This window comes from Herbiconiux sp. FW305-C-125, from assembly GCF_058783455.1.
This window is the reverse complement of the sequence record NZ_JBYSYO010000003.1, coordinates 175,427-188,782: the sequence shown is the minus strand read 5'-3', so window position 1 is coordinate 188,782 and position 13,356 is coordinate 175,427. Positions and strand designations below refer to the sequence as shown.

The following is a 13,356-nucleotide window of genomic DNA, read 5'->3' as shown; positions in this document are numbered from 1 at the left end:
TCTGCTGTGACCCCCTGCCCGGGGGCGGCTCGGGGGAGCATCGCTGCATGCAGAAACTCTCGTCGGTCTCCGATCCTCCTCACCGTTCCGCCCTCGGCGACTGGCTCGCCGATGCGGCGACCCTGCTCCTACCCGTCTGTTGCGCGGGCTGCGGGATCGCCGACCGGGCGGTGTGCCCCGCGTGCCGTACCGCCCTGGTTCCCGACCTGGCGGTGGTGCGTGCGGGTCCCGTGCCGGTGCCCGTGACGACCGCACTCGACTACGGCGGGGTGGTCGCGCGCGTGCTCTCGGCGGTGAAGGAGCACGGGCGAACCGACGCGGTCGCTGCGCTCGCCCCGGCCATGTCCGCCGCGCTCGCCGCGGCAATTCGGTCGGAGGTGATCGATCCCGGGTCCCAGCCGATGCGGGTGGTCACGATGCCCTCGGCACGGGCGGCCGTGCGGCGGCGGGGCTACCGGCCGGTCGATCTGCTGGTGCGGCGCTCCGGTCTCCGCACGGTGCGGGCGCCCGCACTCGTGCTGGGGCGGGCGATCGCCGATCAGGCGGGCCTCGGAGCCGACGAGCGCCGGGCGAATCTGCTCGGGTCGATGCGGGCATCCGGGAGCCTGCGCGGGCAGCGCGTGCTGCTCGTCGACGACGTGCTCACCACCGGGTCGACGCTCGCCGAGGCGTATCGTGCCGTGACCGCGGCCGGCGGTGTCGTCGTCGCCGCGGCGTGTCTGGCGTACACAGCCAAACGGAAGGTGACCGGCAGGGAATTAATCGGTGACAGTCGAGGGTTCGCCCCGTAGGGTGATCTGCACAAGGCGCGAACGATCCCGACCTTGAGCCGGGGGTTTCGCCATTCATATCTGGCTAGGAGGTCTCCATGGAAATCAACATCACTGGACGAAACCTAGGGATCACCGATCGATTTCGGGATTACGCGACCGAGAAGGCCGAGAAAGTCGGTCACCTCGCCGACAAGGCACTGGCGCTCGAGATCAAGGTGCTCCGCCACAACTCCGCGAACGGCACGCAGAGCGGAGACGACCGGGTCGAACTGACCCTCATCGGCCCAGGGCCGCTGGTGCGGGCCGAGAGCTCGGCCTCCGACAAGTACGCCGCGTTCGACCTCGCGCTGGCGAAACTGATGCAGCGGGTGCGCCGCGCCAAAGACCGCAAGAAGGTGCACCGCGGCCAGCACCGCCCGGTGTCCCTGCACGAGGCCACCACGGGCGGGTTCAGCGTCATCGACCTGCAGCCGGCCGACGCCGAGGTGATCGCGGGGCGTGAGCCGCTGTCGGCGCCTGAGCCGGTTCCTGGGGCGGCGGCCGAGGTGTCGCCCAGTGACGACGACGAGGTGTACTGCCCCGTCGTCATCCGCAAGAAGGTCTTCGGGGCGACCCCGATGACCGTCGACGACGCGCTGTACCACATGGAGCTCGTCGGCCATGACTTCTACCTGTTCATCGACTCCGAGTCGGGGCGCCCGAGCGTGGTCTACCGTCGGAAGGGCTGGGACTACGGGGTGATCGGCCTCGACCCGGACGCCGATGCGGTCGCAGAGCAGGAACCGGCCGTCGCGGGGGCCGCCGCGCGCTGACCGCCGCTCCTCGAGCACTCCCACTGCAGCCGCAGCGGATGCGCCGCCGACGCTCAGGCACGAACAACTAGTATGGCTTGTGCTTGCGCGAACAGCGCAGCAACGACTGCAGTGGGAGAAGCTCCGTGGCCTCAGTTCTTGAAAAGGTCCTTCGCGTCGGCGAGGGCCGCACCCTTCGCAAGCTCCAGAACTACGCGAAGGCGATCAACGCCCTCGAAGAAGACTTCCAAGCGCTGTCGGACGAGGAGCTCAGGGACGAGACGCCGCGTCTGCGGGAACGGTTCGAGGCCGGAGAGAGCCTCGACCACCTGCTGCCCGAGGCCTTCGCTGCGGTGCGCGAGGCCTCTACTCGCACCCTGGGGCTCCGGCACTTCGACGTGCAGCTGATGGGTGGAGCGGCCCTGCACCTCGGCAACATCGCCGAGATGAAGACCGGTGAGGGCAAGACGTTGGTGGCCACCACGGCCGCCTACCTCAACGCCATCGCGGGCAAAGGCGTGCACGTCATCACGGTGAACGACTACCTCGCCGGCTACCAGAGCGAGCTGATGGGGCGTGTGTTCCGCGCACTCGGCATGACGACGGGCGTCATCCTCGCGGGCCAGACCCCCGCCGAGCGCCGGGTGCAGTACGCGGCCGACATCACGTACGGCACCAACAACGAGTTCGGCTTCGACTACCTGCGCGACAACATGGCGTGGCAGGCGTCCGACATGGTGCAGCGTGGACACTACTTCGCCATCGTCGACGAGGTCGACTCCATCCTCATCGACGAGGCGCGCACACCGCTCATCATCTCCGGGCCCGCATCCGGCGAGGCGAACCGCTGGTTCAACGAGTTCGCCCAGCTGGCCACCAAGCTGGTGCCCGAGGTCGACTACGAGGTCGACGAGAAGAAGCGCACCGTGGGCGTGCTGGAGCCCGGCATCGAGAAGGTCGAGGACTACCTCGGCATCGACAACCTGTACGAGTCGGCGAACACCCCGCTCATCTCCTTCCTCAACAACGCCATCAAGGCGAAGGCCCTGTTCAAGAAGGACAAGGACTACGTCGTGCTGAACGGCGAGGTGCTCATCGTCGACGAGCACACGGGCCGCATCCTGGCGGGCCGCCGCTACAACGAGGGCATCCATCAGGCGATCGAGGCCAAGGAAGGTGTGGCGGTCAAGGCCGAGAACCAGACCCTGGCCACCGTGACGCTGCAGAACTACTTCCGGCTCTACGAGAAGCTCTCCGGCATGACCGGTACGGCCGAGACCGAGGCCGCCGAGTTCATGTCGACCTACAAGCTGGGTGTGGTGGCCATCCCCACCAACCGCCCGATGCAGCGCATCGACCAGCCCGATCTGGTCTACAAGAACGAGCAGTCGAAGTTCGACCAGGTGGTCGAGGACATCGTCGAGCGGCATGAGAAGGGCCAGCCGGTGCTGGTCGGCACGACGAGCGTGGAGAAGAGCGAATACCTCTCGCGCCTCCTCGCCAAGCGCGGGGTGCGGCACGAGGTGTTGAACGCCAAGAACCACGCTCGTGAGGCGGCGATCGTGGCCCAGGCCGGACGCCTCGGCTCCGTCACCGTGGCGACGAACATGGCCGGCCGTGGAACCGACATCATGCTCGGTGGCAACGCCGAGTTCTTGGCCGTGGCCGAGATGAACGCGCGTGGCCTCAGCCCCGCCGAGACCCCGGATGAGTACGAGGCCGAGTGGGACGACGTGTTCTCGAAGGTCAAGGCGGAGGTGCAGGCCGAGGCCGACAAGGTCGTCGAAGCCGGCGGCCTCTACGTGCTGGGCACCGAACGGCACGAGTCGCGCCGTATCGACAACCAGCTCCGCGGCCGTAGCGGCCGTCAGGGCGACCCGGGCGAGAGCCGCTTCTACCTCTCCCTCACCGACGACCTGATGCGCCTGTTCAACGCCGGTGCCGCCGAGAGCCTGATGGGCCGGTCGAGCGTGCCGGACGACCTCGCGATCGAGTCGAAGGTGGTCTCCCGCGCCATCCGCAGCGCCCAGTCGCAGGTGGAAGGCCGCAACGCCGAGATCCGCAAGAACGTGCTCAAGTACGACGACGTGCTGAACCGGCAGCGCGAGGCGATCTACTCCGACCGCCGGCACATCCTCGAGGGCGACAACTTGCAGGATCGCTCGCAGAAGTTCCTCGAAGAGGTGATCGAGGAGATCATCGCCGATCACGCGGCGACGGGCAGTGGCGACGACTGGGACTTCGACGCCTTGTGGGCCGAGTTGAAGACGCTCTACCCGATCTCGATCACGATCGACGAGGTCATCGCCGAGGCCGGCAGCAAGGGGCGCATCAACCGCGAGTTCGTGACGCGGGAGATTCTCTCCGATGCGAAGCTCGCCTACAAGCGGCGTGAGGAGACCCTCGGCGAGGCCGCCATGCGCGAGCTCGAGCGGCGCGTGGTGCTCTCGGTCATCGACCGCCGGTGGCGCGACCACCTCTACGAGATGGATTACCTGAAGGACGGCATCGGGCTGCGCGCCATGGCGCAGCGCGACCCCCTGGTGGAGTACCAGCGTGAAGGATTTGCGCTGTTCCAGTCGATGATGGGCCAGATCCGCGAGGAGACCGTTGGCTTCCTGTTCAACCTCGAGGTCGAAGTGAATGCGTCGCCGACCGCGGTCGGCGCCCCCACCGTCGAGGCCAAGGGTCTGGCGCAGCCCACCGCGACGGCGGAGAAGCTGAGTTTTTCGGCACCGAGCGACTCGGGTGGCGTCGAGGTGCGCAACCAGCGTGGCCAGATCGAGCAGGCGGCCAGCGCCCGGGCACAAGAAGCGGAGGAGCGCTCGGCTCCTGTGGCGAGCGCGTTCTCCCGCGGCGGAGCCGCACCGTCGGCCGGTGGAAGCGCCGCGCGCCCGTCGAACGCGAAGACGAGCGGCCAGGCCCAGGGCTCCGGCTCGGCCTCGGGCACCGGCACGGGAGCGCAACGCCCGGCCGCCGGCGGCCAGCGTCCCGCGGCCGGTGGTCAGCGGCCGCAGGGCGGTGCATCCTCGGGTGGCGGCTCCGCGAACCGTGCCCAGCGCCGCGCCCAGGGCAAGAAGAAGCGCTAGCACCCGCTCCTGCGCCCTGCCCTGTGTGGCGCGGTCTGTGCGCGAGCGCCCTGCGCCTCGGTCGGGGACGCTTGTGGGTAACAGGCACGTTTGAAGTCCCTCCATGCGGGGTGCCGGCTCGCGCCACGTTACGCAACGACGGAGTGTGCGACCGCATCGTGCTGGAGGCACCGTCGTTCGCGTGAAACGCGCCTGAGATCCGTCGTTGTGGCACGGTCAGCACTCGCCACCACGTCCCAGCCGGTGTAGACCGCGCGGCGCATCCATGTCCGCCCCGCATCGACAGGGGGTGGCCGGATGAGCGCAGCGCCGCGCCGTCCCCACAGGCTGGCGGTCGTGACGTGACGCGACGCGACGCGCCGACCTTCTGGCGAGCGCCGCCACCGTGCAGTCTTCGTGGTGAGGGTGCTGACGCCGTTCAGGCAGGGCCGCGGGCTTGGTGACGCGGCTGCTGGCGTGTGGCGTCGCGGACAGCGGGCGGTGGCTGCTGGCGTGGTGGGCTCGCGGAGAGCGGGCGGCCGCCGGTGTCTACTGACCCGTGGCAGGCGATCTGATGCCGCATAGTAGGCCCACCTCGGCGCGCATCGCTCGCCGGGGATTGGCGCCCGTGCCTGCACAGCACCGACTGCGGCACGTTGTCGCACCCGGCACTACCGATTCACCTGTTTGTGACGGCTGGCACGGTTCGGTCTCGGGGCGCGGCTGTGTCGCGACTCGCGGTGTGACGGGCCTCCGAGAATCGTCAGAGGACGTGGACGGCGCTGGCACGCCAGCGGGCGTCGAGGGCCTCGAGGCGGAGCGCGACCGCCCGCGAGCGCGCCCGGCCGTGCACCACGACGACCGCCTCGACCACACCGTGCTCGGGCTCGCACAGCACCGTCGTGCCGATCGTGAAGTTCGGCCGGCTCGGTGACTCCCCGCGATTCTGGCGTGCCCTGGTCGACAGGACCACGCGCTTCAGCAGGTGCGCATAGACATCCGCCGAGAGCCAACGCGAGATCTGATCGAGATCGCGCGTGCCGGCGAGAATCTCGACCACGCACCGCGCCAGGCTCTCGGCGATCGGGCGTGGATCGGAGAGCCGACGCTCGGTGGCCGGGACGGGTGGATGCGGGGCGGTCGCCATGGTGTGCATGCGCGCGGTCACAGGAGCTCCTTCGTAGGGTGCCATCAACAGAGAAATGCTCATGAAAGCATCAGCGGCTTACTCAACCAGTGTCGACGGTACGTGTCCAGATGTGTTTGTGCCCTGTGGAATCCACCGCGACGCCCCTCGGCCGTGAGTGGAAATTGCTCATAACACCCCCGGGGCCGCAGCTGGTGAACTGTCTTCACACACCGAACATGAGACTTCCGGCCGGGATGCCCGTTCCCCCGACCTGCCGCACTCTCGGCCGGAATCACACGGCTCCCGTGGTCGTTTCGTAGGGAAACACGGCCACGGGAGTCACCCCTTCACCCTGCACGTCGAGCACCCGCGCAGACCGAGCACCGTAGGCTAGAACGCGTGTCAACACTCAGCGATCTCGTCACCGCACACGGCAGCTCCACGGAAGCCGACGTCGAGTGGCTGCACCTCCTCGTCAGCGACTGCCAGCTCCTCGCCGACCTCGCGTTCGCCGACATCGTGCTCTGGGTACCCACCCTCGACGGCACCTTCGTCGCCGTCGCCCACTCGCGCCCCTCGAGTTCTGCCACCCTCTTCTACCGCGACTTCGTGGGCCAGACGATCAAACCCGAATGGCGCAAGCAGGTGACGGATGCGTTCGAGAGCGCCCAGATCGTCGACACCGCCGCCCCGGACTGGTACGAAGAGACCCCCACTCGCGTGCGCGCGGTCCCCGTGCTGCGCCGGCTCTCCGTCTCCGAACAGACCACCACCGACCGCCCCATCGCCGTCATCACCCGCCACACGAACCTCAGCGAGGCCCGCACTCCGAGCCGCCAGGAGCTGACGTTCAACGAGTGCGCCAACGACCTCTTCGCCATGATCGCCGCGGGCGACTTCCCCGACCTCGGAGCACCGACCGGTCCGCGACGCGGCGCACCCCGCGCATCCGATGGTCTGATGCGGCTCGACGTCGACGGCATCGTCACGTTCGCGAGCCCCAACGGCCTTTCCGCCTTCAACCGGATGGGATTCGCCGGCGAACTCGAAGGCCAGTCGCTCGCCGAGGTCACCACGGGGTTGCTGAGCGGCCGCCTCATCGTCGACGAGTCACTACCGCTCGTCGTGACCGGGCGCGCACCGTGGCGCACCGACATCGAGGCGAAGGGCGTGACCGTTTCGTTGCGCGCGATCCCGCTGCGCACCCACGGACACCGCTTCGGCGCCATCGTGCTGAGCCGCGACGTCACGGAGTTGCGTCACCAGGAACGCGAGCTGATCACGAAGGATGCGACGATCCGCGAGATCCACCACCGCGTGAAGAACAACCTGCAGACCGTGGCGTCACTGCTGCGCATCCAGGCCCGTCGCACCCACAGCGACGAAGCGCGGGACGCGCTCACCCAGGCCATGCGCCGGGTCGCCGCGATCGCGGTCGTGCACGACACCCTCTCGGAAGGCCTCAACCAGCGGGTCGACTTCGACACGGTGTTCGACCGGGTGCTGCTGCTGGTCGCGGAGGTGGCGTCGGCACACAACACGACCGTGCATCCGAAGTCGTCGGGAAGCTTCGGGGTGCTCCCGAGCGAGTATGCGACGCCGCTCGCGCTCGCACTCACCGAGCTCGTGACGAACGCGGTGGAACACGGGCTCGCCGGTCAAGAGGGTGAGGTGGAGATCGTCGCCACCCGCTCGGAGGAGACGCTCACCGTCGAGGTGCGCGACAGCGGCACCGGTCTGCCGGAGGGGAAGGTGGGCTCGGGGCTCGGCACACAGATCGTGCGCACGCTGATTCAGGGTGAACTGGGCGGCACCATCGACTGGCACACCATGGTGGGTTCGGGCACCGTCGTGACGATCGAGATCCCGTTCCGCTGGTTGAAGAAGCCCTGAGGCGTCGGCGGGTCTAGGAGGCGCGCCGTGCGCGGGCAGCGCGACGCTTCAGAGCGCGACGCTCGTCTTCGCTGAGCCCGCCCCACACGCCGGAGTCCTGACCGGTCTCGAGCGCGTACTGCAGGCACACCTCGGTGACGGAGCACCGGGCGCAGACGGCCTTTGCCTTGTCGATCTGGTCGACAGCCGGACCGGTGTTTCCCACGGGGAAGAAAAGTTCCGGGTCGGCAGTCAGGCAGGCGGCTTTGTCGCGCCAATCCATAGCGGGAGCTCCTTTGGATGCGGTGTGCTTCAGTCGATAGGCTGAAGACTTTCGGGTGAAGGCCAATGGCACGTGACGCTGCACCCAAGAGGAGGATGCACCCGCTCACGTCACTGTGAGCAACATTGACCTCAAATATGGTCGCATACTGGTATTTGCAAATCAAGGGTTTTCTGATGGAGTACGGCAGTGAGTGACGAGACGAACGACACCCCAACTCCGGGTGAACGGGAATCCGTCGACCGGCCGGAACTGCCGAAACGACCGGCCCTGCTCGTGCTGCTCGCGGTCATCGTGGGCGCTGAAGCGCTCGTCATGGCGGGCGTGGTGCTGTGGCTCGTCGTCGAGATGCTGACGGTCCGGCCGTCCTCGTTCGAGACCGCCGTGGCCATTCTCATCCTGGCCGCGATCGCCGCCGTCTTCCTCGGCTTCGTGGCCGTGCACACGCTGCAAGCCCGGCCGTGGACGCGCGCCGCGACCCTCGTGTGGCAATTGCTGCAGGTGGTCATCGCGATCGGCTGCTTCCAGGGCATCGTGGCGACCCCGACGATCGGCTGGTACCTGCTCGTCCCGGCTGTGCTCGCGCTCGTCCTCCTGTTCACGCCGCCGGTCGTGGCGGCGACGCGACGCGACGTCTGAGCGAGGCTAGGCGTCGACGCCGAGCTTCTTGCGCAGCGACGCGACGTGCCCGGTGGCCTTGACGTTGTAGAGCGCGAGCGTCACGACGCCCTCCTCGTCGATGACGAAGGTCGACCGCAGCACGCCCGTCACGACTTTGCCGTACAGCTTCTTCTCTCCCCAGGCGCCGTAGAGCTGGTGCACCGCGACATCCGGATCGGACAGCAGAGTGAAGTTCAGGTTCTCTTCGTCGACCCAGGCGCGGAGCTTCGCGGGCAGGTCGCGCGAGACGCCGAGCACCGTGTAGCCGGCGCTCTTCAGCGAATTGAGGTTGTCGCGGAAGTCGCACGCCTCGGTGGTGCAACCCGGAGTGCCGGCCTCGGGGTAGAAGTAGAGGATGACGCGCTGCCCGCGGTAGTCGGAGAGCGAACGGGATGCGCCATCCTGGTCGAGGAGGGTGAATTCGGGGGCCGTCTGGCCGGCTTCGATGCGGCCGCTCGCGTCTGTCATGAACCCAGTATTTCGCATCCGTGGCGCCGTTCGCCTGCACGTCGTGGCCGGTTCGCGTTCGGCGCGGAGAGCATGCTAATGTTGACGACTGGCTCGCCTAGAGCCGCGCACCTCTAGCTCAATCGGCAGAGCAACTGACTCTTAATCAGTGGGTTCTGGGTTCAAGTCCCAGGGGGTGCACTTCATCCGGCCCCGGTCCTTCTGGATCGGGGCCTTTGTCGTTTCCGCTCTCGCCGCTGGTCAGCCACTCGTAAGGCGCGCCGGTGCGCAGCGCCCACGCCATGAGCACGGTCTTTCGCGGCTTCACGCGGCCATTGATCCACGTGCCCACCGCCTCGCGACTGACGCCCAGATCCTCCGCGATCTCAGCGACCGTGATCCCGGTAACGCGCAGCGTGCGACGCATGCGATCGGCCACGTCCCACTCTTCAAAGCGGGTTACTGAATTCGGGATCTGCCGGGGTTCACTCATGCACTAATCATTGCGTAAGCCCTACAGCTTTGCAACGACCTGTGCGACGCGCCGAATTACAATCTTGTAATTCACCCGGTTGTCGGTAATGATTCCCGATTATGGACACCACGCAAAGCGAGCCCAACTGGGAGCCGCGCATGATCTGGCCCGGTCAGCTGGTCGGCTCGAAGACCGCGTGCGATCGCTACGGCATTGACCGGTCGACCCTCACCCGCCGCATTCAGGCCGGCGCGATCGTCCCGCTCGCCACCCTCGACGGCGCGGCCTACGTCTTCGACCTCAGCGACCTGCCGGCGGAGCACAAGTGAGCGTCGAGTCGATGGCGATCGCGCTGCACCACTCGCGCGCCAAGGGGGCAGGAAAGCTCGTGCTGCTCGGCATCGCCAATCACGACGGCGACGGCGGCGCATGGCCGTCCGTGGCGACCCTGGCGAAGTATGCCGGCGTCACGCCTCGCCAGGTGCAGAAGCTGCTCGGCGAGCTTGAACTGAAGGGCGAGATCCGCCGCCACGTGAGCGCCGGCGGCGACCACTCGACGGCCGACCACCTGCGCCCCAACCTCTACGAATTCCGCCTTCAGTGCCCCATCGGCTGCGACCGCACACGCAAGCACAAGGTCAAGGGCGAGACGATCCCAGACGAGTTGTTCACAGGGGTGTCGTCAGCGACACCGGGTGTCTTTCACGACGGGGGAGGGGTGTCCCCCACGACACCCAAACCATCCACTAACCAAACAACAAGAGATCAAGAAGAGAGCCGGCTTATCGCGCACGCGCGAGTCGAGAGGCCGGCTGACCCCGACCTCTATCGCCGGCTGATCCTCGCCAAGTGCGAGCGATCGCGGAACGGCCACCACCGCTATGAGCCGTCGGGCTACTGCCTCTGGTGCTCCGAGCACCAGTCAGCCCACACGCTCAACACCACGACAGGAGAGATCGCATCATGAACGCACACTTCGTCGGCTGGGGCATCCGCCAGCCAATCCCGCCGCTCTCGATGCGGATCGATCAGGCGGCGTTCTGGCACCGCTTCTCGACGGATCGTCGCGACCTGCTCGCAGCACAAGAGCAAGCACGGATGGATGAGGTACACGCCTCGCGTGCATCACGTCGCGCCGAGCCTATGGTCAGCAACGACCACACCCCAGACCTGTTCGACGACGCCCCGCCCCCGACCGCCAGCCGCAAGGCGAAGCGTGAGTGGGCACTGCGCCGAGCGATGCGAGTCGAACTGTGAGCGATCGCCCGCCCTTCCTGCCCGTCGTGCTGGTGGCGGTCGATATGTCGGATGCCGCTGACTATGGATTCCCGCACACCCTGCGGCCGGCCGCGATCGTCACCGTGCGTTCGGTGAACCGTGCGCGTGGGATGCGGGCCGAGCGCATCGAGGTCACCCCGCGCGCTGCTCGGCATCCGAAGGTGGCCGGCCTGCTCGCCGTCGTGTCGCCGTGCGTCGCCACCGCCAGCCGAGCAGTGACCCCGCTCGACGTCGCGATCATGCTGCGCCGGCTGCGTGCCGCGTGACTCAGCTTCGCATCCTGGCCGGCGAGGGGGCTCTCGCCGACCCTGACCTGCCCGAGCAGAAGTGGGGCGGGCGCAAGGCGCAGCAGTACGTGCGCCTCACGCTCGAACACTACGGCCACGTGTGTTGGCTGTGCGGGTTGCCAGGTGCGAACACCGCTGACCACGTGATCCCGCGATCGCACGGCGGCGCAGTCTACGAGCTAGCCAACCTCGCGCCGGCTCACAAGAAGTGCAACGAGTCACGCGGAAACCGCGAGGCATCCGGCCCCCAATTGATCATCGAGAGCGGCCTCGACTTTTTTAGAGCGGCCTAGCTGGACACCCACGCGCAGCCTTGTCCGTTTCTCCCCACCTCCCCACAAAAAACCGGAGTTTTCAAAATGTCGCACGAGTCACAAATCGAACTGCCCGGATTAGAACTCGATCCGGAAAACGGCGCTAAGCCCTCCGCTCTCCGCACCGCCGTAGTGCAGACGATCGCGGCTCTGAACGATGAGAAGTTGCTCGAGCCCCGGCACGCCGCCATGTGTCAGCTTGCCCTCGAACTCGCCGACGCTGTGTCGTCGGGCCGGCGGTCTGGTCGCGCCTCCGCCGCCGCCATGGCTGCAGCGCAGCTGCGCGAGACACTCGAAGCTCTCCCGCAGCCAAGCGTCGCCGGCACCGAAGAGAAGTTCGCCCGCTGGATCGAAGAGCTAGAGCGCGCCGCAAACGCCGAGCGTAAGTCGGTTGATGCTGACTCCGCCGAGTAACCCGAAGTACTGGACGCCGCGCGACCCCTCTGCGCCGTCTGACGGGGCTCGTATCGCCCTGATCGCGGCCGGCATGGGCAAGCCCCTGTTGCCCTGGCAGCGGTTCGTCGTCGACGTCGCTACCGAGCGCACGCCGGCCGGCGGGCTGAAGTACGAGCTAGTCGTGATCACCGTGCCGCGCCAGTCGGGGAAGACGACCGTCGTCGGCCCGGTGCAGATCGACAGGCTCGTGCACAACCCCGACGCGAAGGCGTTCTACACCGCGCAGACGGGCAAGGATGCCCGCTCCCGGTTCGGCGATCTCGTCAAGCTCGTGAAGCGATCACCGCTCGAACACGTGGTGAAGTTCCGCTACTCCGCCGGCGACGAAGGGATCACCTTCCCGAACGGCGCAGCGCTGAAGATCTTCGCGCCCACGGAGTCGGCGATCCATGGCGAGACTCCGCCGCTCGTGACGCTCGACGAGATCTGGGAGTTCGACGAAGCGCTCGGCGACGCCATGCTCGAAGACGCCATCATCCCAGCGCAGATCACCCTCTCGGGCAACCGCCAGGTGTGGATGATCTCGACCGCCGGCACGGCCCTGTCGACCTTCATGCGCAAGTGGGTCGAACGCGGCCGCAAGGGCGACTGGCCCGGCCTCGCTTACTTCGAGTGGGGACTGCCCGACGGGGCGGACCCCTACGACCGCGACACGATCGCCGCGTTCCACCCCGCCGCCGGCCACACGATCACCGTCGACGACCTGATCGCGACGTCGAAGAAGACCAGCCGGCCCAAGTGGCTGCGATCGTTCTGCAACGTCTGGACCGAGGCGGCGAACACGGTCATGCCGCTGGAAGACTGGGATGCCCTCGCCGGCGTGCCCGACTACGTGCCGCTGCGCTCCGAGATCGTCATCACTTACGAAGTCGCCCCCGACAACGAGTGCGCGGCCGTCATGGCGACCTGGCGCGACGAGAAGGGCGAAGTCTGGACGCGGGTGCTGCACGCCGCTCCCGGCACCCTGTGGCTCGTCGACTTACTCGTGAAGCTCTACACCGAGTGGAAGCCAATCGCGATGGGCGCCGACGACGGCGGCGAGACGCGCGCCGTCACCGACGAGTTGCGCCGGCGGCTCGTCGACGCCGGCCTCGTCGACGCTGACAGCGTGCGCGAACGCATCCGCACGATCAGCGCGACCGACTTTGGAACGGCGTGCGTCGCGTGGCTGAAGCTCGCCCGCGACGAGAAGACGCTGCACCACGACGGATCGAAGTCGCTGCGCTTCGCGATCGCCTCGCTCGTGCTGCGCAAGTACGGCGACCTGACCCGATTCAGCCGCAGCCACTCGACCGGGCCGATCGCCGCCGCGATCGCATCCGTCGTCGGCATGTGGATCTACGACCACCGCGACGCACCCATCGGCAAACCCGAACTCCACTTCTGAAAGGCTCACATGCTGAAGCTCGATTACACGCAAATCTCCGTCGTCGTCGTCTGTGACGTATGCCCCTGGTGGCATGGGTTCGGGTTCGATCGCCTGCAAGGGTGGATCGTCGCCGCGCGCCATGAGCGCGACTTTC

The 13,356-nt window shown here is 67.4% G+C and carries 16 protein-coding genes and 1 tRNA gene; 13 read left to right on the top strand and 4 right to left on the bottom strand.

Annotated features, from left to right (window positions below):
• Positions 1-47 precede the first annotated feature (47 nt).
• The 3 genes from AC3WLB_RS11250 to secA all read left to right on the top strand — a co-directional run bounded on the left by AC3WLB_RS11250 (position 48) and on the right by secA (position 4,653).
• The gene (locus AC3WLB_RS11250) at positions 48-791 is read left to right on the top strand and encodes a ComF family protein (RefSeq protein WP_492505963.1); all 744 of its coding nucleotides are present in this window, start codon (positions 48-50) and stop codon (positions 789-791) included.
• A gap of 77 nt (positions 792-868) precedes the next feature.
• Complete coding sequence (gene hpf, locus AC3WLB_RS11245; protein WP_022895362.1) at positions 869-1,585, top strand: ribosome hibernation-promoting factor, HPF/YfiA family; 717 nt, start codon at positions 869-871, stop codon at positions 1,583-1,585.
• 125 nt (positions 1,586-1,710) lie between these two features.
• Positions 1,711-4,653, top strand: a complete 2,943-nt coding sequence (gene secA, locus AC3WLB_RS11240; RefSeq protein WP_492505960.1) for a preprotein translocase subunit SecA — start codon at positions 1,711-1,713, stop codon at positions 4,651-4,653.
• 742 nt (positions 4,654-5,395) lie between these two features.
• Here the strand turns inward: secA and AC3WLB_RS11235 are convergent.
• Complete coding sequence (locus AC3WLB_RS11235; RefSeq protein ID WP_492505958.1) at positions 5,396-5,800, bottom strand: Rv3235 family protein; 405 nt, start codon at positions 5,798-5,800, stop codon at positions 5,396-5,398.
• A gap of 360 nt (positions 5,801-6,160) precedes the next feature.
• Between AC3WLB_RS11235 and AC3WLB_RS11230 the strand changes: the two genes are divergently transcribed.
• Complete coding sequence (locus tag AC3WLB_RS11230; RefSeq protein WP_022895365.1) at positions 6,161-7,654, top strand: PAS domain-containing sensor histidine kinase; 1,494 nt, start codon at positions 6,161-6,163, stop codon at positions 7,652-7,654.
• 13 nt (positions 7,655-7,667) lie between these two features.
• Here AC3WLB_RS11230 and AC3WLB_RS11225 read toward each other — a convergent pair whose 3' ends face one another.
• On the bottom strand, positions 7,668-7,916 hold the full coding sequence (locus AC3WLB_RS11225; protein WP_077055322.1) for a WhiB family transcriptional regulator: 249 nt from the start codon (positions 7,914-7,916) through the stop codon (positions 7,668-7,670).
• Between the two features lie 189 nt (positions 7,917-8,105).
• Here AC3WLB_RS11225 and AC3WLB_RS11220 point away from each other — a divergent pair, with 189 nt between their 5' ends.
• Complete coding sequence (locus AC3WLB_RS11220; RefSeq protein ID WP_492505955.1) at positions 8,106-8,555, top strand: hypothetical protein; 450 nt, start codon at positions 8,106-8,108, stop codon at positions 8,553-8,555.
• Positions 8,556-8,561: 6 nt separating this feature from the next.
• Here the strand turns inward: AC3WLB_RS11220 and bcp are convergent, their stop codons facing one another.
• Positions 8,562-9,044 carry a thioredoxin-dependent thiol peroxidase gene (gene bcp, locus AC3WLB_RS11215; protein WP_022896748.1) on the bottom strand — a complete coding sequence of 161 codons (483 nt, stop codon included), beginning with the start codon at positions 9,042-9,044 and terminating at the stop codon, positions 8,562-8,564.
• A gap of 107 nt (positions 9,045-9,151) precedes the next feature.
• On the opposite strand from bcp, the gene AC3WLB_RS11210 reads away from it, so the two are divergent.
• A tRNA-Lys gene (locus AC3WLB_RS11210) sits at positions 9,152-9,224 on the top strand.
• Here AC3WLB_RS11210 and AC3WLB_RS11205 read toward each other — a convergent pair.
• Positions 9,190-9,516 carry a helix-turn-helix domain-containing protein gene (locus AC3WLB_RS11205; protein ID WP_492505952.1) on the bottom strand — a complete coding sequence of 109 codons (327 nt, stop codon included), beginning with the start codon at positions 9,514-9,516 and terminating at the stop codon, positions 9,190-9,192. The two genes, AC3WLB_RS11210 and AC3WLB_RS11205, sit on opposite strands and share 35 nt — an antisense overlap.
• Before the next feature lie 101 nt (positions 9,517-9,617).
• Here AC3WLB_RS11205 and AC3WLB_RS11200 point away from each other — a divergent pair, with 101 nt between their 5' ends.
• The 7 genes from AC3WLB_RS11200 (at position 9,618) to AC3WLB_RS11170 (ending at position 13,220) form a co-directional block, all read left to right on the top strand.
• A complete protein-coding gene (locus AC3WLB_RS11200) occupies positions 9,618-9,827 on the top strand; it encodes a MerR family transcriptional regulator (protein WP_492505950.1) in 210 nt (69 codons plus the stop codon).
• Entirely contained in the window at positions 9,824-10,465 is a 642-nt protein-coding gene (locus AC3WLB_RS11195) for a helix-turn-helix domain-containing protein (RefSeq protein ID WP_492505948.1), read from the top strand. The genes AC3WLB_RS11200 and AC3WLB_RS11195 overlap by 4 nt, the downstream gene beginning before the upstream one ends.
• Complete coding sequence (locus AC3WLB_RS11190; protein WP_492505946.1) at positions 10,462-10,755, top strand: hypothetical protein; 294 nt, start codon at positions 10,462-10,464, stop codon at positions 10,753-10,755. Before AC3WLB_RS11195 ends, AC3WLB_RS11190 begins: the two co-directional genes overlap by 4 nt.
• Positions 10,752-11,042, top strand: a complete 291-nt coding sequence (locus AC3WLB_RS11185; protein WP_492505944.1) for a hypothetical protein — start codon at positions 10,752-10,754, stop codon at positions 11,040-11,042. Before AC3WLB_RS11190 ends, AC3WLB_RS11185 begins: the two co-directional genes overlap by 4 nt.
• A complete protein-coding gene (locus AC3WLB_RS11180; RefSeq protein WP_492505942.1) occupies positions 11,039-11,356 on the top strand; it encodes an HNH endonuclease in 318 nt (105 codons plus the stop codon). The genes AC3WLB_RS11185 and AC3WLB_RS11180 overlap by 4 nt, the downstream gene beginning before the upstream one ends.
• A 66-nt stretch (positions 11,357-11,422) precedes the next feature.
• Positions 11,423-11,791 carry a hypothetical protein gene (locus AC3WLB_RS11175; RefSeq protein ID WP_492505940.1) on the top strand — a complete coding sequence of 123 codons (369 nt, stop codon included), beginning with the start codon at positions 11,423-11,425 and terminating at the stop codon, positions 11,789-11,791.
• Positions 11,772-13,220 carry a terminase large subunit domain-containing protein gene (locus AC3WLB_RS11170; protein ID WP_492505938.1) on the top strand — a complete coding sequence of 483 codons (1,449 nt, stop codon included), beginning with the start codon at positions 11,772-11,774 and terminating at the stop codon, positions 13,218-13,220. The genes AC3WLB_RS11175 and AC3WLB_RS11170 overlap by 20 nt, the downstream gene beginning before the upstream one ends.
• Positions 13,221-13,356 lie beyond the last annotated feature (136 nt).